The organism is Aporhodopirellula sallentina SM41, assembly GCF_000346505.1.
Taxonomy (GTDB): domain Bacteria; phylum Planctomycetota; class Planctomycetia; order Pirellulales; family Pirellulaceae; genus Rhodopirellula; species Rhodopirellula sallentina.
In genome coordinates this window covers 1-22,964 of record NZ_ANOH01000238.1, presented here as the reverse complement: position 1 = coordinate 22,964, position 22,964 = coordinate 1, and the positions used below count along the sequence as shown (strand labels likewise).

Sequence of the window (22,964 nt, the reverse complement as noted above, 5' to 3'; positions counted from 1 at the left end):
CACGAACTGGTGGTCGGACGCTCGCGATGTAGCGTCCTACCTGCAGGAAAACCTCGACGACTTGATTGCTCGAACTTACCGTTTCCACGACACGCTCTACGCATCGAAATTGCCGAGATGGCTAGTCGATCGCCTCTCATCGCAGCTCGCGGTCTTGCGAAGCCAAACATGTTGGTGGGCGGCCGATGGATTCTTCGGTGCTTGGGAGGGCAGCAACCCGACCGCAGGCTGTTGCGCCGGCAACTGCACTCACGTCTGGCACTATGCCCAAGCCCACGCGCGGCTGCTGCCTGAACTCGGTCGCAAGATGCGTGAGCAAGACTTTGACACGATACGCCCCGACGGTTTGCTTCCCTACCGACATACCAATAGGAGCTCAGCAGCCGACGGACACTTCGGAACTATCCTGAACACCTATCGAGAACATCTCTGCGCGACCGACACCGAGTGGCTGAAGTCACAGTGGCCCAACGTCAAGAAGGCGATGGATTGGGGCATCGAACACTGGGATCCCAATCGTGACGGCTACATGCAGAACATGCAGCACAACACACTCGACGGAGCGTTCACGGGATGTTCGTCATGGATCGGGACGTTGTATTTGTCTGCGCTCGAAGCGGCCGCTCGCATGGCGGAAACGATGGGTGACCCCCAAACCGCGTCGGAGTACCGTAAGATTCGGGAATCCGGCAAGAAACTGCAAAACGACCGATTGTGGAACGGCGAGTACTACGTCCAGGAACTCGGAAAGGAACGCAACCAAGACTATTTGGATGGATGCCACATCGACCAAATACTGGGCGAATGGTGGGCCGGCCAAGTTGGTATCGAACCCAACTACCCTCGCGATCGATCACGCAAGGCAATGGAGTCATTGTTGAAACACAATTTCCTGGCGGACTTTCATGGCCAATCGCTCAAGCCGCGCCAGTACTGCGAAGTCGATGACGGCGGCATGAAAATGATCACGTGGCCCAACAACCCTCAGCCGATCCCCGGCATGAAGTATGGCGATGAAGTCATGACCGGCTTTGAGTACGGTGCCGCCGTCACGATGATGCAAAACGGTATGCTTCCCGAAGGGTTGATGGTCATCAAGATGATATCGGATCGCTACGACGGTCGCCTCCGTACCGAAGGGGTCACCGATATGAAGAACGGTGCGTGGGGCTATTCCGGAAACCCGTTCGGTGACGATGAGTGTGGCAAGTTTTATGGGCGTTCGCTCAGCGTTTGGTCGGCTTTGATCGCTTTGCAGGGGTTTGTCTATGACGGCCCTGCTGGTCGAATCGGATTCCGTCCAATCTTTCAACCGGAAGACCACGCCAGCTTCTTTACCGCGGCGGAAGGTTATGGACTGTTCTCACAAATTCAGGCAGCGGACCACCTCGAGGCGTCCATCGAATTGAACGAAGGACAGCTTCGGCTGACTGAAGTGTCGCTCGCTGCGGCCGAAGGGAAATCTCCGACGTCCGTCCAAGTGAAATTCGGCGACATTGAAGTTTCCCCGGAATTGCAAACCACCGACAGCGACCTGCGATTGGACTTCTCCAACCCGGTTATTTTGAAAGCGGGACAGAAACTCGATATGCGAATCTCATATGCGTGATAAGTCGATGAACATAAAAACGATCGTTGCGTTCTCGATAGCCGCTTTGTATTTATCAAACCTATCGTCAGCAGCTGAACACCCAACGTCAGTGGCTAAAACCCAACCGCCCAATATCCTGCTTATCTATGTCGATGATCTCGGCTATGGCGATCTAGGTTGCTACGGTTCTCAAACTCAGACGCCCCATATCGACGAACTGGCAGGGGACGGGATCCGGTTCACGAACTACCTGTCGGCGTGCAGCGTTTGTTCGCCGAGTCGTGGTGCCTTGTTGACCGGGCGATATCCTCAACGCAACGGCTTGCCCGTTTGCCCCAACGGCAAACGTCCCGTTTGGAACGAGCACGTTGGGTTGCCGCTGAGCGAAATTACGTTGGCCGAGCTGCTTTCGCCTCACGGGTATGCAACCGCTGCGTTTGGCAAATGGCATCTCGGTGAATTGGACTTGTATGGTCCTCGGCTACAAGGATTCGATGAGTATGTCGGCAGCCTCTACAACTTCCCCGTTGGCAAAAAAAATGTCTGGTTGCATAACGAGAAACCCCAGGGAGAGATCCGGTTTGATGAAGCGCACCAGAGGCTGAATGACGCGACCATTGACTTCATGAAACAGCAACAGGAAAACGAAAAACCGTTCTTCATCTACCTCGCACACTATCTGGTGCACGGACCGTGGTCACCCAACGCAGAGTTCTGCACGCCGGAGGAATGGGCTTCGGTTAAAAAGAAGAAGGGCCAGATGAATCCGAAAGCGCTGCCTGCCATGGTGCGAGAGCTCGACCATCATGTCGGACTCGTGTTGTCGGCATTGAAGAAAATGGACATTGAACAGGAAACGATGGTGATCTTGGCTTCGGACAATGGACCATGGTTACCGGCCGGTTCGGCGAAACCGTTGTCCGAGGGCAAATACAACACCATGGAAGGCGGCCACCGAGTGCCCGCGATGATCCGTTGGCCGCAACAAATCCCGGCGGGACGGGTCAGCGATGAGATGGTATCCGCGTTGGACATCCTGCCAACGATCGCTCGCGTCAGTGGCGTGCCAATGCCGACGGATCGCAAGTACGACGGCTACGACCTGCTGCCGCTGCTCAGCGGTCAAACCGACAAGAGCCCGCGGCAAGAATTCGCCTACTACAACGGATTGACGCTCGAGGCGGTGCGGCGAGGCCAGTGGAAGTTACACTTGCCACGTCGCGCGGCGAACCGAGTTTACTGGGCAAAACGAAAAGGCCAATACAAGAACCTCGACCACGTCGTGCTCAATAATTTAGAAGCTGACCTCGCCGAAGAACAGGATCTGTCAAACGTCAACGCAGAGCGGACGGACGAGCTAAAGAAACTCGCTGCCAAGACACGACGCGAATTGGGAGATTGGAACAAAGCAGGCAGTGACCGTCCCAAGTCAACTTACCCGGGAGACCTGAACGCGATGAAATTGTCGAATCTCCAGTAAGAACGTATCCGTACACGTCGGCAAACCAATCGCACCCACTTCGGCACTGAACTGCAAAATCTTCTCTCCATCGATCTCACTGAAAACATCATGAGTCATTTCCGTCTAGTTGCTATACTCGTGCTGATAGCGGCGACGTGTCTATGCGAGCACGCGAACTCACAAGAACCGCCCAACATCGTCTTCCTGATGACGGACGATCAACGTTGGGACAACATCGGTTGCTATGGCCATCCTGAGTTCAACACTACCAATATTGACCAACTCGCTAGGCAAGGAGTTGTCTTTGATCAGGCTGCTTATGCGGTTGCGATTTGCATGCCTAGTCGGGTGACGATGATGACCGGCCGACACCAATCCAGCCACCGCGTCGGATTCGTGGCTCCCGAGGACTACACGTTGTCACGGCCCGATTTCCTTCAGAGCTATCCCGCTATTCTCAAACAAGCGGGCTACCGAACCGGTTTCATCGGCAAAGTGGGCTTCACGGTCACCGAACAAGCGACACGTCCGAGCACACCGCGTGAACATTACTACCAACAGAACATGGGCGACGTGTTCGACTTCTTCGCCGGTAGCGAGACCGTCCCAACGAAGAAGCTCGAATGGTGGCCGACGGACGACGAAGGACTCAGACAGATCTACCGTCCCGGTCGCAAAGGCGTGACTCGGACGCTGCAGACCGGAGAGGCAATGCTGCGTTTTTTGGAAACCCAGCCCGCGGAGCAGCCCTTCTGCCTTTCGGTCAGCTTTTATGCGGTCAAGCACGACAGCACCAGCCACATGTACATGCCGCATTTCGAACAGTTCAAAGACTACGACTTTCCGGTTCCTGAGAACTGGGTCGAAGGCGACAACGAAGAACTCCCCAACGTCGTCAAGGACAATGCGCGGGGCGTGCCGCTACATCGACAACGTTCATCAACCCCGGCGTTGTACCAAAGACTCGTGCGTCGGTTTGCAACCCAAGGATACACCGTCGACCAGCAAGTCGGGATGCTGGTCGAGAAACTCAAGGAGATGGGCGAACTCGACAACACCGTCATCATCTACACCAGTGACAACGGACGATTCCAGGGGTCACACGGCCTCTTCGATAAATGCATCCTTTACGAAGAAGCCGTCAAAGAACCATTGATTGTTTACGACGGTCGAACGGACGATACGAACCAAGGACGACGCGAAGACGCTCTCGTTTCATCGGTCGACATCGCCCCAACAATTCTCTCGCTCGCGGGAATCGAACCGCCTGCGATCATGCAAGGTCGAGACTTCACCGGGATCTTGGATCAAACGCAAGACATGTCGCAGTGGCGAGACGCAGTGTTCATGGAAGATCTCTTTCTCGTCGATCTCTTCCGCTCAAAACGAAAACCCAACGTCGATGAGATCAATCAAAAACTGATCAACGAGAACAAGTCTTACCGCTCTCACGGCACGCGGACACAGCGATGGAAGTACTTCGTTTACTACGAACATGAGCCCCCAATCGAAGAGCTGTACGATTTGCAGAAAGATCCTCAGGAACAGGTGAACCTCATCAACAGCCCCGAGCATGCGGAGGTGCTTCGGAAACTGCGAAAACGCACCGACGAACTCTACTCGGCTGCACGCAAGTAAAGACAAGAACGGAATGACGTTCGCTGTTCGCAGTGCAACGTGAACCGTCCGGTTCCGTCCTCATATCCAACCAGAACTCCTGTTTGTCACTTGCCCGCCCGTATTCGTTCCATCTTTGACATCCCCATTCTAATGCTTGAAGCATCGCAATGATTTCGCCCCCGACCTTGATCGCCCCCATCACCGGATTGTTGATCGCCGCGAACACGCTCTTCGCCGCGGATATATACGTTAGTACTTCGGGCGATGACCGTGCTGGCGGAACAATCCACACACCGCTGGCAACTTTGGACGCGGCCCGTCAAGCAATCGCTTCCCGCGATCTATCCGGGAAGGAACCGGTAACGGTCTGGGTGGATGGCGGGACGTATTCCCTCGACAAAACATTGCGTTTTGGCGAAAGCGACTCGGGCACCCGAGCGGCTCCGATTACCTACCGAGCGGTCCCGGGAAAACCTGTCACACTCAAGGGCAGCCTACCGCTCGACCCGAATGCATGGACACCTTGGCGGAATGGCATCTATCAGCAATCGCTCAAGGGCACGAAGCTCGCGGGGCGGAAGATCAATCAGTTGTACATGTCAGACCAGCGGATGGTGCGATCCAGGTTTCCAAATTGGGATTACAACAATCCGTTGCGAACCGGAAAAGGCTACCTCAACGCGACGAACCAACCGTCGATGGAGTACCTGACGTTTGATTCAAAAGAACTCAAAGAGCGTGCAGCCAATTGGCAGGATCCACAAGCGGGGATCGTACACGCGTTTCACTACAAAAACTGGGGCAACTGGCAGTTCCGCGTCGCGAAGATTGATCTCGCTAAGAGTACGATTCATTTTGGCGAAGGCGGATGGCAGGCCCAACGACGCTTGGGTGTTGGCAAACGTCGAGGTCATGCTGGCTCACCGTTCTACATCGAGAACATTTTCGAGGAACTTGATGCACCGTTTGAGTGGTTCCACGACGCGAAAGCAGACGTGCTGTATTTCAAGCCGCCCAACGGAGTGGAATTGTCGAAGGTGACGGTCGAGGCTGCCGTTCTGAGTCGTATCATCGACGTGGAGGCTGCCGAGCATCTTCACTTTGCCGACTTCCACATCACCCAGTCACTCGCCACCTTCATGGACGCGTATGAAGACATTGCCCGTGGAGACTGGGCGATTCATCGAGGCGGTGCGATTACCTTCAAAGACAGTCGGAACTGTTCGGTGACGAATTGCCATCTCGATCAAGTTGGCGGCAACGGAATCTTCGTCGACGGCTTCAATCGGGACATCCACATTTCAGGTTGTCTGATTGAGGAAACCGGTGACAGTGGAGTCTGTTTCGTCGGTAGCCCCGAGGCGGTCCGCGAATATCAAACTTGGGAGCAACCGATTCACAATTGGGAGTTCACGGATTTAGAACCGGGCCCCAAGACGAACGACTATCCTGCTGATTGCAGCGTGACCAATACGATCACTCGCGATATCGGTGTGTATGGGAAACAGACATCCGGGATCCTGGTATCGATGGCGATGGATATCACGATCGATCACTGTAGCGTTTACTGGATATCTCGCGCCGGAGTCACGTTCAATGATGGCACCTGGGGAGGTCACGTGATGTCGAATTGTGACATCTATGACACGATCTTGGATACCGGTGAGCACGGCCCTTTCAACGCGTGGGGACGAGAACGATTTTGGGACTTCAAGAACATGAAGAAGGAGGACGTGATGCTCGATGCGATCAAGACGGTGAAGCTTCACCAGAATCGCATTGGCAATTTCCGATCTTCGATTAGCGCCGGGAACTGGACGATTGATTTGGACGACGGTTCCTCCAATTTCGAGATCACCAACAATTTGATGATCGGCTCGACGTTGAAGCTGCGTGATGGATATTTCCGCACCGTGAGAAACAACATAACGGTGAGCGCGGTTCCTCTTGGCTTTCATGTCTGGCCACAGGACAACAGCGAAGATGTATTCGAACGCAATATCGTCGTAGTCGCCGGGTCCAAAGAGGGCGGTGGAAGGCCAACGACCACGATGATCGGGCCTGCCCGCATGCCAAAAGATTTTGCGCAGTGGGGAACCCTCAATTCCAACGTCTGGTGGAACACCAACACCGACGACTTCATGGTTCCGGGCGCCGCGAACAGTTTAGCGGCGTGGCAGGAGAAACAGGGGGCAGACAGCGTGTTTGCCGATCCGATGTTCGTCAACCCTGCTACTCGAAATTATCAGGTGAAGCCCGAATCACCGGCTCTCAAACTGGGATTCAAAAACTTCCCGATGGACCAATTCGGTCACCAGATGACAAGGATCATGAACGAGCTTCATGACTTCGAGGATTCCATTGAGGTGACGTTCAGGGCGGACGCTCGCGGTGGTCAAGTTCACTACACGCTAAATGGATCCAAACCGACTGCGAGTTCGCCACACTACACGCGGCCGATCCGTCTGGAAGAAAGCACGACCGTGCGAGCAAACACGTTTGACGATGAAGGACATGCCGTTGGTTTTGAGGATCGTGTCGTGTTCATCAAAGTCGAACAGGTGAAACACCAAAGTTGGCTAGCCTCGACGATCTTAGGACAATACGTCGGGCCGGAGGAAGAATCAGAAAAACATTCCAGCCCCGAACCTCGCACGCTCCAGTGGGCCGGAATGGAACTGGTGACGATTTCCGAATTCCCGGATCTGATTGACGCCTCGGGAGGCCAAGACACGGGCGTGTATGTCGTCAACATCGATGCCAATTCCGCTGCAGCAAAAGCAGGCTTGCAGAACGGTGATACTATCATCCGCCTGAATCAGACCATGGTTCAAAACCTCGATGCTCTCGAGCGGACTGTAAAAAAGGCACAACACAAAATCGAGCTTACTGTCTTTCGCGGTTACCAACAGCGAACACTGAGCTTTCAACCCCACCCCTAACCCGACAACATCGAAGGAACATCCACTGCATTGCGGGCGCCCCTGGACTGTATTTCTGCAAGTTTCGCCAGTGCGTCCGTTGCCAACGACACCTACCGAACCCTTGTCTGACTATAAGTTGGCAATCAGTAACGTTCCCCCACCCACGCTTCATTTCATGAATTCAAACGAACAGCAAATCGATCGCATCGTTAGTAATGTTCTCCGGCGAGTACAATCTCAGGCGGGTGCGCAATCCGAACACGCGGGGTCAGGTCATCCTAAATCTGGTCGTGCTGCGGTAATGAAAGCAGCGGGCCACGTCGAGATTTGCGAGTTCCCTCTCCGCGAAATCGGTCCTGACGAAATCCTTGTCCATGTCGAAGCGTGCGGCGTTTGCGGCACTGACATCCATTGCTACAAGTCCGATCCGTTTGAATTGGCCCCCGTCGTGCTCGGACACGAAGGTACCGGCGAAGTGCTGGAAGTCGGTCGCGACGTTAAAATGGACAGCGTGGGAAAACCGGTGCGTGTCGGTGACAAGATCGTCACGAGCATCCTCGACACCTCGGATGCGTGCATGATCGCTAAGTACAATCCGCTGAAATCCAACCTCTGTGACGACTTGCGGGTTTATGGCCTCCTGCCTAACGAACCTGACAATCACTTCAACGGGTACTTCGGCGACTACGTGATCATTCGGCCAGGATCGTCCTTTTTTGTCGTCAACGAAATGAGCGTCGACCTACGCTGTTTGATCGAACCGGCTGCCGTGGTTTGCCATGCCCTCGAACGGGCGAAGAACTGTGGCTCCACACTGAACTTCCGCAGCAGGGTGGTCGTTCAGGGATGCGGACCGATCGGCCTACTCATGATTGCGGTTCTGCGAACATACGGGATCAACAACATCATTGCGATTGACGGCAATTCGAGTCGCCTCGAGATGGCCGCCACACTTGGTGCGGACGAATTGGTCAACTACAAAGATTTCATGGGGATCGATGATCTCGCTGCCAAGGTTCAAAGTCTCACCAAGGGCCTCGGCGCACACTTCGGATTCCAAGTCACCGGAGTGCCGGCTGCGTTCTCCAATCTGTTCAAATGCATTCGTCGTGGTGGTGGGATCTGCGAAGTCGGTCACTTTGTCGACGGCGGCGAATGTGCGATCAACCCACACCTAGATATCTGTCGCAAAGAAATCACGTTGATCGGAAGTTGGGTTTACAACAGCTTTGAATATCCCAACGCATACCACTTTTTGCAGCGGGCGGAGCAGATTGGCTTGCCGGTGTGTTCATTGATCACGCACAAATTCCCGCTCGATCAAATCGAAGAGGCATTCCAAGTCAACCTGCGTCAGGAAGGCGTAAAAGTAGTCGTCCAAGCCAATCGGCTCTCTAAGTCAAAACAATAGACGGTCCTCGTACCTTTCGAGGCTGTGCCACAGTTGCAACCGGGCCTTCATAAACGAATTCCTCACTACCTCACGTTAAATCCCACCGAACGATTCAGACCATGAAGTTTCTTCCATGTTTGCTAGTGGCGGCGGTCTTGCTGCCGGGTCTTCGCCTCGCTGCCGAGCAACCCAACGTCGTGCTGATCCTTGCCGACGACCTCGGCTACGGTGACTTGGGATGCTACGGAGCAACGAAGGTACAGACACCAAACATCGACGCCATCGCGGCGGCGGGACGTCGTTTCACCGACGCTCACTCGGCCTCGGCGGTCTGCACCCCGTCGCGTTACGGTTTGCTGACCGGGCAGTATCCCTTTCGTGGCAACGGCGGAGAAGGAATTTGGGGGCCATGCGGTCACTTTCAATCGCTGCTGATCGACACAAACAAACTGACCATCGGGAAATTGTTTAACGACGCAGGATACGCCACCGCAGCGATCGGCAAGTGGCACCTCGGGTTTGGAACCGGCAAGACCGACTGGAACAAACCGCTTCGCCCTGGCCCACTGGAATTGGGGTTCGATTACTATTTCGGCGTGCCCAAAGTGAATAGCGGGTACCCCTACGTCTATGTGGAAAACGACCGGGTTGTTGGTTTTGACGAAAACGATCCCATCACGTTCACTAAACCCTATTCGAAAACGACAACGTACCCTGCCGAAGCGGGCAAGAAGACGGTCAACGCGGTAGGTGGCGCCCAAAAGGCGCACGCTCTCTACGACGATGAGAAGACGGGGACGTTGCTGACCGAAAAAGCGGTCGACTGGATCGAGAACAATAAAGAACAGCCGTTCTTTCTCTACTTCGCGACCACAAACATCCACCACCCGTTCACGCCAAATCCTCGATTCAAAGGCACCAGCCAAGCAGGCCTGTATGGTGATTTTATCCACGAACTCGACTGGATGGTCGGCGAATTGATGAAGACGTTGGAAGCCAACGACCTGTCGGAGAACACGTTGGTGATCGTGACCAGCGACAACGGCGGCATGTTCAACCGCGGCGGACAAGATGCCTTCCACGCCGGGCACCGAATCAACGGCGACCTTCTCGGTTTCAAATTCGGAGTTTGGGAGGGCGGTCAACGTGTCCCGTTCATCGCCAAATGGCCGGGCAAGATCCAACCCAATTCAGTTTCAAAGCAATTAATTAGCGGCGTCGACATGCTCGCGACGTTCGCCGCGCTGACGCAGCAAGACGTTGACGAAGAACAACTCGCCGACAGTGTCAATGTCCTGCCGGCGCTCCTGGATAAACCGACCGCACCGCTGCGAGAATCGTTGGTGTTGGTACCACGCAAACCATCTCACGTTTCCCTACGCCAAGGAAAGTGGATGTACATTCCGGCTCGAGCCGCCGGTGGTTTCAATGGCAAACCTGGACAACACGGCGCGGGCGGTCCCGCCGCGGTATCGTTCGTTGGCAGCCCAAATAGTGATATCGAAAACGGCAAGATCAAGAAGAACTCCCCGCCCGGCCAACTCTATGACCTCGACGCCGATCCAAACCAAACAATGAATCGGTATCGCGAATATCCCGAGATAGTGGCCCAAATGCAAAAGCGTCTGGATCAATACCGTTCCACCCAACAAGCCCCGCGCAAAAGACGAGAGAACTGATGACTCCAAGGTTCACCATATACCTGCTATTAATCTCATGCGGACTCACCGCCATGAGTACAACCACCGCAGAAGAACTAGCAGACAAGTCGGAGTTGTATACCGGCCGAGAGTACTCAGTTGCCTTTGCGAATCCCAAAGACGATCCAGCCCTACCCAACGTGTTGTTGATAGGCGATTCGATCTCAATCGGATACACCGTCGACGTCCGAAAGCATCTCCAGGGCAAAGCAGACGTTTTTCGTATCCCCGGCAACGGAAAGACCTCGGAGTTCGGACGACAAAACCTGAACAAGTGGCTCGGCAAACGTGAATGGGATGTCATTCATTTCAACTGGGGATTATGGGACCTCTGCTATCGACATCCAGACTCCAAAGTCCAAGGCCACCGCGATAAAGAACACGGGACGTTAACCGCGACACCGGACGAATACCGCGAAAACCTGAATTGGATCGTTGAGCGGCTAAAACAAACCAACGCGACACTGATTTGGTGTGCGACCACGCCGGTCCCGGAAGGAGAGGCGGGACGCAAACTGGGTGATGACGTTCGGTACAACCAAATTGCGTCCGAGATCATGAATGCGAATGGCATTCGAATTAACGACTTGCACTCACACGCACTTAAGAAGCTGCCTGACATCCAGATCCGGAAGGGCGACGTTCATTTTTGCAAACAAGGCTACCAACACCTTGCCCAGAAAGTCGCAAGCGAAATCGAGTCCGCGCTAATGTCTCCCCCATAACTGTCGGCAAACCTCAACACGCGAATTAACCGCCAGTCTCATGCGGTTCTGAACAAGAACATTGCAAAGTCCCGCCCTCCCCAAGATCGTCACTTTCCCAAATGAACAGCCGCCCGGTCCGCAATCGATCGCGAACTCGCCAATCGAAGTTTGCAATCCACGCAAGGTCGATCCGACGTCGCTGCGAGACATCCCCGCGGGTCGCCCAACGTTCGTTGCGGAGTTCGTTTTGCATCGGTGTTGCGATCGCCTTCACGCTCGCCATGCCCTATGCCCGCGCAGCTTCACCGCCCAATGTTGTCCTCGTCATGACCGACGATCAAGGGTATGGCGACTTGGGATGCCATGGCAATCCGATTCTGAAAACTCCCGAGTTGGACCGCCTCTATTCGGATTCGATTCGGCTCACCAACTTTCATGTCAGTCCGTTCTGCACGCCAACTCGCGCCGCGTTGATGACCGGAAATCACCCGGCGTACACCGGAGCGTACCGCACCAGTTCGGGACGCACGATGATGCATCCAGACGAAAAGACTATCGCAAACATGTTTGCGGACGCGGGATACGTTACCGGCATGTTTGGCAAGTGGCATCTCGGCGACAACGCGCCTCACCGACCCCAGGACCGTGGCTTTCAACATGTGTTGTGGCACAAAGCCGGTGGCGTCGGGCAAGCTCCAGACTACTGGGGCAATGACTATTTCGACGACACGTACGAGCGTGCCTCCCCACAGGACAAACAGGGAACTCCCGTCGCGTGTGAAGGTTACTGCACGGACGTTTGGTTTCGAGAAGCGATTCAGTTCATCGAAGAGCACAAAGAACGACCGTTCTTTCTATATCTGCCAACAAATGCCCCCCATGGTCCGTATCATGTGGCGAAAAAGTGGTCCGCGCCGTACCAAGGAAAACCTGGCGTAGTGAATCCGAACTTTTACGGAATGATCGCTAACATCGATTTCAACGTGGGACTGCTTCGTGAACGCGTGGAGCAACTCGGATTAGCCGAGAACACGATCTTTGTCTTCATGACCGACAACGGGACTTCGGCTGGTGCCAAGTTCCAAGGTTTGGATTCCACTCCGCTCAAGGGCTACAACGCAGGAATGCGAGGCAAGAAGTCCTCTGTCTATGACGGTGGGCATCGTGTGCCGTTTTTCATTCACTGGCCCAACGGCGGACTGACCGGCGGCAAGGATATCGACACCCTCACCGCACACATCGATGTGTTGCCAACGCTCGCCGATTTGTGCAAGGTTGAAGTCTCCGACCAAAGTCCTCCCGATGGTGTATCACTCGAACCGTTGCTAGCGCAGTCGAACGATAGTCCACCCGAATCTTGGCCGCGAAAACACCACGTCGTTCAGTACCACGGCGGCCCCTACGGCAATGCTCTCCCTGCGGGCCCGTACGCGTTTTCGGTGGTAATGACCGATCGTTGGCGTTTGGTGAATTCAGGCAACGAAGCCTTGTATGACATCCGTGTCGACGCGGCGCAGCAACATGATGTTTCGGATGAGCATCCTGAGGTCGTCGAAAAGCTCCGCGAACTCTACAAACCATTTTGGCATCGAATCTCTCCGCGAATGACGCCGGTTCGCATCGACTTAGGAAACCCTGCAGAAAATCCGACAAGGTTGAGTTCCCAGGACTGGCGAATAAAAAGGGGTAACCCGCCCTGGAATTTCAACTCCATCAAACGTCTTCCGAAAGTGACCGGTCCATGGATGGTGAACGTCAAACGGGCGGGGCACTATCGGGTGACGCTTCGTCAATGGCCCGCCGAAGCTAACAAACCGGTTATCGCGGAACGAGCCAAAATTTCGATCGCAGGATTGGAAAAAGAATCAGAAGTCTCGCCGGGCAGTCTCGGAGTGACGTTTGACGTCGACCTGCCCGCCGGTCCAACCGAACTCGTTACCTATCTGTACGATCGCCAAGGCAACGCGGGCGGCGCCTACTTCACCGATGTGGAATGGAAAGACAATCATCAATAGCCACCCCTACCGAAGAGACGGTTCCCTCAATCGGCCGTACTTCCAAAGGACATTTTCATCCCGCATTCTCGCCACACAATCCCCTTCCCTTTCCCCTATCGAGGGCGTGCAGTTTTCCTTCACCCTTCCTTTGGGAGGGGCGGACCGTTTTGAGCCGGGGAGGGTTACACGCTGGATCCAATACTGAGCCGTCCCCTCGCTTCGCTCGACCCTTCCAAGGGGACGGTGATGCCAAACGCCTGGCAATACAAAACTCAAAAACCCCAAGCCCCCACATCGACATGAAATCCCTCACTCATTGTCTCGTCCTGATCACGTTGCTACTGATCGCGCTGTCTCTCGATGCAGCACACGCGGATGAACGTTACGTGCTCCAGTACGACGCGCCGGCGATCGATCAATCCTTGGCGGAACAACCGCGTCGGGCGAAAGGACTCGGCTACATCCAAACCGCCCTGCCACTGGGCAACGGGCGATTGGGAGCCATGTTCTCAGGAGGCATCGACACCGAACACTTGCTAATCAACGACATCACGCTGTGGATGAACGCGAAACGCGGACTCGGTGAGGTCGAGCAATCCGGAACACGGAAGGTTGCCCCTGAAGATCTCGAAACCGTTTTGCAAGCCTACCGAGACGGAAAGTACGGCACCAAACCTGGCAGCATGGAAAGCTTGGCGACCAAGCATCTCGCCAGCGTCGAACCGCTGGGAAACTACGCTCCATTTAGCGATGTTTGGATCTCGACAGGACACGAATCCGACGAGGTGCAGAATTATCGCCGTTCGTTGGACTCCCGCACTGGCCTGGGGACGGTCACGTACGAAATCGGTCGAGGCAGATTTCGCCGCGAATACTTTTGCAGCCATCCTCACGACGTCGTCGTCGTCCGATACACCGCGGAGAATGCAACGCTCAATCTCAACGTGAAGACGACGACCAAGCATCCGATCTCAGAAGTTAAAACGGATGACGGGCAAATCGTGCTTACCGGCCAAGCCAACATGGCGCGAGACAACGTCGACTTCATGCAGTTCGTGTACATCGACGGCGGAGACGCTGACCTTTCGCCGCGGCCCGATGGATCCGTTGACATCTCCGATGCCGATGAAGTGACGATCTATTTGGCGGGATATTGCGACTACCTGCCGGATTACCCAACCTTCAAAGGTCGCGACTACCAATCCGACTGCGAATCGGCAATCACGAACGCAGTGGAAATCGGTTTCGAATCTCTGGCACAGAAACACATCGATGACGTCGCAGCTTTGATGGACCGCTGCCGTCTTGAATTGGACTTTGAACCATCGGGCCTAACGACTGACAAACTCGTAGCGAATGACAGCAGCCGAGAACTGGAGAACCTGTATTTCAATTACAGCCGCTATTTGCAAATCAGTTGTTCGCGAGACGCCCCGGTTCCTTCCAACCTACAAGGCCTTTGGAATGACTCCCTACGGCCACCGTGGAACTGTGACTACCACACCGACATCAATGTGGAAATGAACTACTGGATGGTCGATCCAGCAAACCTGTCCGAATCGTTTCGTCCGTTTGTGAAGTGGACAAAGATTTTGGCTGAATCCGGTGCGCACACAGCACGCCAAACATTCGGCGTTCGGAACGGATGGAGCGTCGGACTCAACGGAAACATTTTCGGATACACCGCGCAGAACGTCCACGGTCGCCGCAGTCAACAAGCCGCTCACTGGCTTTGCCAAAACCTCTACGATCACTACGCGTTCACACAGGACCAAGTCTACCTGGAAGAGATTTATCCGATCATCAAAGGTGCCGCAGAGTTCTTCGTCGAGTTCCTACGTCCGTATCACGACGGCACGCTCGTGGTCTATCCAACGTGGTCACCCGAGAACAGCTATCTCGTCAAGCAGCACGGCAAACTCAACAAGCAGGCCTACGGTGCCTCGTGGGACCAACAACTCTTGCTCAACCTGTTCACCGATTGCATCGAGGCGTCGACGATTCTGAATCGCGACGATGCGTTTCGACAGCAGCTTAAAGACATCATCCCGAAGCTCTGCCCACAAAAGATCGGCAAGCACGGCCAATTGCAAGAATGGCCTGAAGACTGGGACAACCCCAAAGACACACACCGTCATATTTCGCACCTGATCGCGTTGCACCCGGGACGGGACATCTCACCCCTGACGACGAAGGAGTTGCATCAGGCCGCACTGGTGACAATGAAGCACCGCGGCGATCAATCCACCGGGTGGAGCACGGGGTGGAAGACGTGCTTTTGGGCGCGTCTGCACAATGGCGAAAAGGCTCATCAAATTTACCGATTCCTAACTGCGAAGCGTGCCTACCCAAACCTATTCGATTTCCATCCTCCATTCCAAATTGATGGAAACTTCGGCGGCACCGCAGGCGTTTGTGAAATGCTGCTGCAGAGCCATCTACGCAGCATCAACGCGGACGCGACAACAATCGAAGAAGCTGCGTTTGTTGCCTATCGCAAACAGGAAACGAATCCGGATCATTTTGTTCCGGTTGTCCCCAGCGAATCAATCGCTGAAGCCCCTTATATTTTGCATCTTCTACCCGCTCTTCCTCCGGCATGGTCGGACGGACACATCGAAGGGCTTCGTGCCCGCGGTGGATTCGAGGTCGACGTGACTTGGCAAAATGGAACGCTCGCGTCTGCAAAGATCCATTCCCCGCGCGGTGGTTCCTTTCGTCTCTACGCCAACGGCACGCTCAGCAAAACGATTGATCTGCGTGCAGGACAAACCATCGCCTGGCCCCTTCCTTAAACGCGAAACCAAACCTTGACCGGAAAATCAGTCAGGTTTTGCATTCATTCCCCCACTCGCTGTTCCCCCAAACACGCAAGAATCAACAAGATGAAGAAGTCGCACTCACCCACACCGATGAAAATGTTTTTCTGGTGCTCTCTGGTCGCGTTGTCCAGTTCGCTGCCGATCCATGCTGACGAGAGAGAAATTTCGGCCAACTCACCATCGGGCACTCTCGGCATGTCTCCGCCCGCCAGTGCGACGGTACTGTTTGACGGTTCGGGCTTTGAACATTGGAAACCGTTTTCCTTTCAATGGATCAATCCCAACGACAACCAGACCGAGATCCAGTGGAAGTCGGTCGACAACAATGCGATGGAGATTGCGTTTGAGTTCGAGGGCAAACGGCGGAAGCAGTTCCTTTGCACGAAGGATCGGTTCGGCGATTATCGGTTGCATCTCGAGTTTCGTTTGCCTGAAGAAGGGACCGGAAATAGCGGTGTCTTCTTCGGACCGCTGTACGAACTGCAAATCTACAATAGCGTCGGTAAAGAACGCCCCGGCCTGTCGGACTGTGGTGCGATTTACCAAATCCGTGCACCGGACGTGAACGCTTGCCAGGCTCCAGGTAGGTGGCAGACGATCGATCTCGAATACACCGCGGCTCGCATTGCCGCAAACGGCTTCATGTCGGAAAAGAACGCTGCTCGAGTCACGATCCATCTGAACGATCAACTCATTCACGACGACGTTCGGCTCTCCCTGCGACGAAACAAATACGCGGCGTTTCCCGAAGAAACCACATCGCCGATCGTTCTCCAAGAACATGGATCCCCGGTGCAGTTTCGCAACATTTGGATCGTCGAAAAAGGGAATGATGGAGAGGAGTGAGTCGCCAACGTGGTCCACGTAGCTCGGTCTTTCCAAGACCGAGAGAGCTGGGCTTTGGGGTGCGGGTCCGTGTCTCGGAGAGAAACGCCTATGTGAGTCTGCAACCGCTCACATCCCATACCGCTCTATTTCACGACGGATCTGCGTTTTGTTGCGGATCGACTTGGGATGCCAAGCGGTGTTTGGTTCGGTACTGACCGGCCGGGATGCCGACTAGCTTTTTGAAGAATTTGGCCATGTGTTCGACGTGATCGAACCCGGTCAATTTTGCGATCTGCTTCAGCGGTCGAGATGTGTTCTCGAGCAACTCCTTAATCCGCTCCAAACGAAACGCGGCAATGACATCAGCGGGCGACTGATCGAAATACGTCCGCATTCGGCGTTCAAGTGCTCGACGTGACATCGGTACCGCGTCCGCAACGTCCTGTACCGAAATTCCTCGACATGCGTTTTCACGGATGTAACGATACGCGATCACAAACTCCGCATCGTCGACTGGGATCGCATCCGTCGAACGACGAACAACGATGCGACGCGCCGGTACCCATTTGATTCCAGGTTTGACGCGTTTCCCATTCATCATCTCTTCCAGCATCGCCGCAGCCTCATACCCGATCCGATGCGTATCCGGTTCGACGCTCGTCAACGGCGGCAGGCAAAGTGGGCAGATCACGTCGTCATTGTCCACGCCAACCACGGCGACTTGATCGGGCACATCGAGTTTCGTCGCATGACACGCATTGAGCAATTGCTGAGCCCGGATGTCGTTGCACGCGAGCACCCCGATCGGATGATCCAGCGTCGAGAGCCATCGCGTTAAACCTTTTTGATCGAGCATGCCGGCTTGCTCGGCACCAAACGTCGTCGCTTGGGTCGCACCTGCGGACTGGTAGGACACGAGACTGTAACCGAGATCCGCAACATACTTCTGCATTTCTTCGAGGCGACGCTCGGAATAGTTCGCACCGCCAAATCCACAGAAGCCAAACCGGGTGAAACCACGATCGCGCAGATGATCCACGGCGAGCCGCACGACCGAGACTCCGTCCGTATCCATCCCCGGCATGAAATCGCTTTCGATCAAACATCGCAGATCAATCGCGGGAATTCCTGACCTACGAATCGCGTCAATCATCGCCGGCGTTTCCGCTCTCACCAAAATGCCATCGCCGTTCCAATCAGCGAGCCATTCGGGCGGATCGGCGTTAATCACCATCTCTTGATGGCGAAGCGACCAGTTGCCTTGCTCCTGCGCGTAAGCGGCGATTCCATTCAGTAATCCACGTCCGTACGCTCGCGAGGATTCGATCAGCAGGGCGACCTGACGGGGTGACGTGGGGTGTGAGAGCATAGGTGTCGCAAATATTCAAAGGACAGCCGCAAAACGACAAGCAGCTGGAAAGCAAAACGCCTCCAGAACTCGTTATAGTGCCTCTCATAGATTGTCGCAAAGCCGCACCTGCAATTTTCGCGCATCGAACATCTCTCCCCACAGCACCCGATGCCCGAAGGGCGTGCCCCGGCCAATTTGGCCCCAAGAGATGGCATGGAATGATCGTTCGACTCGAGACTCGAAGGGCCGGGACCAACGGTTCCATGCTCCATCGACTCGCACGTGCCCCACGATCGATTGCGGCATTCCTCCCCACACCGTCCCTCCCCCATTGGCCGACAAAATGTTTGCAACCAGCAATACTTTAAAACCGTTTGCTGTCCCTTTTTTCATCCTCCTCGTCGCGATCTCAACAGCCCTGGAACTGTCGAATCTCCACGCGGCGGAACGTCCGAACTTTGTCATCATCTTCACCGACGATCAGGGATATGGAGACCTCGGCTGCTTCGGCGCCGCTCACGTGGATACTCCGCGGATTGATAAGATGGCGGCCGAAGGAGCCAAACTGACCAGCTTCTACGTCGCCGCTCCCGTCTGCACGCCATCACGAGCTGGACTAATGACGGGATGCTATCCGACGCGTGTTGGAATGGGGAAAGGGTCTCGGCACGGCGTGCTACTCTCGGGCGACCCGAAGGGACTCAACCCAGAGGAAATCACTATCGCCGAAGTCCTTCATTCGGCCGGCTACCGGACAGGAATGTTTGGCAAGTGGCACCTCGGTGACCAACCGGATTTTCTTCCCACCAAGCAGGGTTTCGACGAGTACTTCGGCATTCCTTACAGCCATGACATCCACTCGTTTCATCCACGCCAGGATCACTACAACTTCCCGCCTTTGCCATTGCTGGAAAACGACGATGTCGTCGAAATGGAACCCGACGCGGACTACCTGACCAAACGCATTACCGAACGCGTCGTCTCATTCATCAACGAAAACAAAGACGCACCCTTCTTCGCATACGTGCCCCATCCGATCCCGCACGCTCCGCTACACGCGTCGCCGCAATTCATGTCGGGCGTCTCTCCGGAAGTGCTCGCGAAGCTGAGCAAGGAAGACGGCAATATTGACTACCGCACCCGAGACGAACTGTATCGACAAGCAATCGCGGAGATCGATTGGTCCGTTGGTCAGATTCTCGACGCACTCCAGTCCAACGGCTTGGACGAGAAAACGTTCGTAATTTTCACGTCGGACAACGGTCCGCCCAAAAGGACCCTCTACGCGACCGCAGGACCTCTCCGCGGCCACAAAGGGTCTGCGTTTGAAGGCGGAGTCCGGGAGCCGACTGTGGTTCGATGGCCAGGAAAGATCCCTGCCGGCGAAACGAATAATGAACTGATGACGACGATGGATCTCCTGCCGACGTTCGCAAAACTCGCCGGTGCCGAAATCCCAACCGACCGCGTGATCGACGGTAAAGACATCTGGCCGACTCTCGCAGGCAAAACTCCCACTCCGCACGACGCTTACTTCTATCACCAAGCCAACAATCTCGTTGCGGTTCGCTCGGGCGACTGGAAACTGCATGTCAGCCGCGGCAAACCGAAACAGCTTTACAACCTCGCCAAGGATATTCACGAGAACGAAAACGTCATCGAATCTCACCCCGACGTCACCGCGCGTCTCCACGCTCAGCTCGAAGCGTTCGCAAAGGATATTGCAGAAAATAGTCGACCGGCAGCGTTTGTTGAAAACCCACGTCCGCTTTCGAAGTAAAACGAGGCGTTCGCGTTTGACTCGCAATCTTGGGCAGATTCTTAAAAAGGCTTTCAGTGATGACGAAACACGTTCTTCTGGTGATCGCGGTACTCGCCACGATCGTTGGCGGCCAAAAGACCGCAACCGGTTCGCAAAACTCTCCGCGTCCAAACATCCTACTGATCATGTGCGACGACATGGGATGGTCCGACATCGGTTGTTATGGCGGCGAGGTCGAAACGCCGAATCTCGATCGTTTGGCGGACGAAGGAATGCGGTTTACTCAGTTCTATAACAACGGGAAATGCACCACCACTCGGGCATCGATCCTGACCGGGCTCTACCCCAGACGCGACCAGAAAACTCTCTTGCGCCGCGACATGGTCACGATCGGTGAAGCCATGCAACTCGCGGGGTATCAAACCGCGCTGATCGGAAAGTGGCACCTCGGCGGCAAGAAGGACACGCACCCGTTTCACCGAGGTTTCGACCGGTTCTATGGGCTGTTGGATGGATGCTGCAACTACTTTGATCCCTCGATCCCTGATCCGCCGTACAAAAACAACCGGGTGCGTGTGTTCGGCGAGAACGACAAACGCATCACATCGTTCCCCGAGAGCTTCTACACCACAGACGCATTTACAGACAACGCGATCGAGTGCGTGCATGACTTTGCCAAGAGCGATCAACCGTTCCTGTTGCATGTCACCTACACGGCACCACACTACCCGCTGCATGCCAAACCGGAAGACATCGCGAAGTACCGCGGCAAGTACCGAGAGATGGGTGGATGGTTGAAAATGCGAGAGCAGCGCTGGGAACGGATCCAACGATCCGGCCTGGCCACGGACGAGTGGCAACTCTCCGAAGAAGACGAAAATTCGTACGACTGGGAGACATCCAATCACGATCATGAGGATCTACGGATGGCGGTCTACGCAGCGATGATCGATGCGATGGATCAGAACATCGGACGATTGCTGGAATCTCTCGAACGTACGGGCGTGGCGGACAATACTCTCGTCCTTTTCCTCTCCGATAACGGGGGATGTGCCGAGGAGCCGGGCGGACGCAGCCCAGAAATCATTCCTGGACCCAAAGACTACTATGCCACCGTCGGTCCGGCCTGGGGTTGGGCCCAAAACACGCCGTTTAAGAAACACAAATCCACGGCGTTCGAAGGCGGCATCCTGACGCCAATGATCGCGTGGTGGCCGGGCAAGATCTCCGCCGGTGAAATCACCCGACAACCCGCACACATTATCGACGTCATGCCGACCTTGCTCGAACTCGCGGGCGGTGAGTATCCAACGACCTACCAAGGCAACGAGATCCTTCCGGTGGAAGGCAAGAGCTTTCTGCCGATCCTGTTTGGAGAGCCCCGCACGCCTCACACACAACTCGCGTGGGAATGGACCGGCAGTCGCGCGCTGCGTGAAGGCGACTGGAAAGTCGTTTGGCCCAAGAGACACGGCGGTTGGCAGTTGTACAACCTCGCCGAGGATCGTTGCGAAACAACTGACCTAGCAGCGGCAAATCCGAATTTGACCGAACGACTCGGCAGCGATTGGACAGATTGGGCAAATCGCACAGGAGTGCCGATTAAAACTGCCAAAAAGAAGTGACATCGAAACAGCCCGATGACATGCTTTCGGATTGGCTTTCAAACATTACCGACTCCAACATTCACCTAACTCACTCGAATACTCGACGCCCTACAGGACAATTCCATGCGGACATCCCTTTGCCTTGCCTTCTGCGTTCTCGCCGCGATTGCTCACGCGGAAACACCGACGTTGAAAACCGTCACCGTGACGCACTCAGCACTCAGCGGTATCGGCGAAGAGCCCGGTGTGATGCGGCGAGACCCGAGCGATGTGATCAAAGTCGACGACCTGTACTATGTCTGGTACTCGAAGGGAAAGATCTCGCCCGGATACGACGCCACGGTTTGGTACGCCACCTCGCCCGACGGTCATGAGTGGACTGAAAAAGGCATGGCGTTGAGCAAGGGAGAACCCGGCTCTTGGGAAGGCGCGAGCGTGTTCACACCAAACATTCTTGTTGCCGAAGGCCGGTACTGGCTCTTCTACACGGGCACCTCGCGGCCGTTTACGAAAGGCTTCAACCCAGATTCCAAGATCGGAATCGCGGTTTCGGATTCACCCGAAGGCCCATGGGAGCGACTCGATACCAATCCCGCTCTCGCCAATAGTAACGATCCGGAGCAATTCGACAGCCACCTCGTCGATGACGCTTGCCTGATCGTCCGCAATAATGAGTACTGGTTTTACTACAAAGGACGCCAGCTCGGCAAAGGTCCGGGGCAAACCCAAATGGGACTCGCGATCGCCAAACACCCGCAGGGCCCATACGTACGCCATCCGGAAAACCCGGTCATCCCGGGAAACCATGAAGTTCTTGTGTGGCCCCAAGGTAAAGGCGTCGCTGCAATGATCGGGACGACCGGTCCAAAGGATATCACCAATTCCGTCCTCTTTGCCGAAGACGGCGTGAACTTTTCCAAGACGCATCGTGTCGTCAAAGGCCCGTGGGCCGGTGGTGCGTACCGCCCCGAAGCGTTCACGGACAGCGGCAAGGGCGAATTGCCCGAGTGGGGTGTCGAAATCGGTAGAGTCCGAGGAAAGAAAGGCGGGCTCCCCTTCATCCATCGATTCGACGTCAAAGAATCGCAGTGATGCGGTTGAACTGTCGCAGCCGGAGTCGCCTGACTTCGGCCTTCCTCCCTCAATCCCTTCCAACTCAATCCCTTCCAACTCGTTTGTTACCGCTCGACTGACACGCTG

At 55.1% G+C, this 22,964-nt stretch carries 14 protein-coding genes; 13 read left to right on the top strand and 1 reads right to left on the bottom strand.

From position 1 onward, the window contains the following. From RSSM_RS16385 to RSSM_RS16335, 10 genes are all read left to right on the top strand, one after another. Positions 1 to 1,609: GH116 family glycosyl hydrolase (locus tag RSSM_RS16385; protein ID WP_044302759.1), on the top strand; the 1,609-nt coding region annotated here is incomplete at its 5' end. A gap of 91 nt (positions 1,610 to 1,700) precedes the next feature. After that, complete coding sequence (locus tag RSSM_RS16380; protein ID WP_160168146.1) at positions 1,701 to 3,071, top strand: sulfatase-like hydrolase/transferase; 1,371 nt, start codon at positions 1,701 to 1,703, stop codon at positions 3,069 to 3,071. A 90-nt stretch (positions 3,072 to 3,161) separates the two neighbouring features. Then, a complete protein-coding gene (locus RSSM_RS16375; protein ID WP_144059876.1) occupies positions 3,162 to 4,691 on the top strand; it encodes a sulfatase-like hydrolase/transferase in 1,530 nt (509 codons plus the stop codon). A gap of 149 nt (positions 4,692 to 4,840) precedes the next feature. Continuing rightward, the gene (locus RSSM_RS16370) at positions 4,841 to 7,615 is read left to right on the top strand and encodes a chitobiase/beta-hexosaminidase C-terminal domain-containing protein (RefSeq protein ID WP_008680971.1); all 2,775 of its coding nucleotides are present in this window, start codon (positions 4,841 to 4,843) and stop codon (positions 7,613 to 7,615) included. Positions 7,616 to 7,772: 157 nt separating this feature from the next. Further along, entirely contained in the window at positions 7,773 to 9,008 is a 1,236-nt protein-coding gene (locus RSSM_RS16365; RefSeq protein WP_008680969.1) for a zinc-dependent alcohol dehydrogenase, read from the top strand. Between the two features lie 101 nt (positions 9,009 to 9,109). Next, positions 9,110 to 10,669, top strand: a complete 1,560-nt coding sequence (locus RSSM_RS16360; protein WP_044302758.1) for a sulfatase-like hydrolase/transferase — start codon at positions 9,110 to 9,112, stop codon at positions 10,667 to 10,669. 53 nt (positions 10,670 to 10,722) lie between these two features. Then, positions 10,723 to 11,415 (top strand): SGNH/GDSL hydrolase family protein, encoded by a 693-nt coding sequence (locus tag RSSM_RS16355; RefSeq protein WP_008680966.1) that lies wholly within the window; start codon positions 10,723 to 10,725, stop codon positions 11,413 to 11,415. A 101-nt stretch (positions 11,416 to 11,516) separates the two neighbouring features. Continuing rightward, complete coding sequence (locus RSSM_RS16345; protein WP_315850019.1) at positions 11,517 to 13,412, top strand: arylsulfatase; 1,896 nt, start codon at positions 11,517 to 11,519, stop codon at positions 13,410 to 13,412. Positions 13,413 to 13,693: 281 nt separating this feature from the next. Then, the gene (locus RSSM_RS16340) at positions 13,694 to 16,189 is read left to right on the top strand and encodes a glycoside hydrolase family 95 protein (protein WP_008680961.1); all 2,496 of its coding nucleotides are present in this window, start codon (positions 13,694 to 13,696) and stop codon (positions 16,187 to 16,189) included. 90 nt (positions 16,190 to 16,279) lie between these two features. Next, positions 16,280 to 17,062 carry a 3-keto-disaccharide hydrolase gene (locus RSSM_RS16335; protein WP_390174059.1) on the top strand — a complete coding sequence of 261 codons (783 nt, stop codon included), beginning with the start codon at positions 16,280 to 16,282 and terminating at the stop codon, positions 17,060 to 17,062. A gap of 130 nt (positions 17,063 to 17,192) precedes the next feature. Here RSSM_RS16335 and RSSM_RS16330 read toward each other — a convergent pair whose 3' ends face one another. After that, on the bottom strand, positions 17,193 to 18,413 hold the full coding sequence (locus RSSM_RS16330; RefSeq protein WP_008680957.1) for an AraC family transcriptional regulator: 1,221 nt from the start codon (positions 18,411 to 18,413) through the stop codon (positions 17,193 to 17,195). 190 nt (positions 18,414 to 18,603) lie between these two features. On the opposite strand from RSSM_RS16330, the gene RSSM_RS16320 reads away from it, so the two are divergent. The 3 genes from RSSM_RS16320 (at position 18,604) to RSSM_RS16310 (ending at position 22,856) form a co-directional block, all read left to right on the top strand. After that, on the top strand, positions 18,604 to 20,175 hold the full coding sequence (locus RSSM_RS16320) for a sulfatase family protein (protein WP_008680955.1): 1,572 nt from the start codon (positions 18,604 to 18,606) through the stop codon (positions 20,173 to 20,175). A gap of 59 nt (positions 20,176 to 20,234) precedes the next feature. Beyond that, positions 20,235 to 21,782, top strand: a complete 1,548-nt coding sequence (locus RSSM_RS16315) for an arylsulfatase (protein WP_008680953.1) — start codon at positions 20,235 to 20,237, stop codon at positions 21,780 to 21,782. 105 nt (positions 21,783 to 21,887) lie between these two features. After that, the gene (locus RSSM_RS16310; RefSeq protein WP_008680950.1) at positions 21,888 to 22,856 is read left to right on the top strand and encodes a family 43 glycosylhydrolase; all 969 of its coding nucleotides are present in this window, start codon (positions 21,888 to 21,890) and stop codon (positions 22,854 to 22,856) included. Positions 22,857 to 22,964 lie beyond the last annotated feature (108 nt).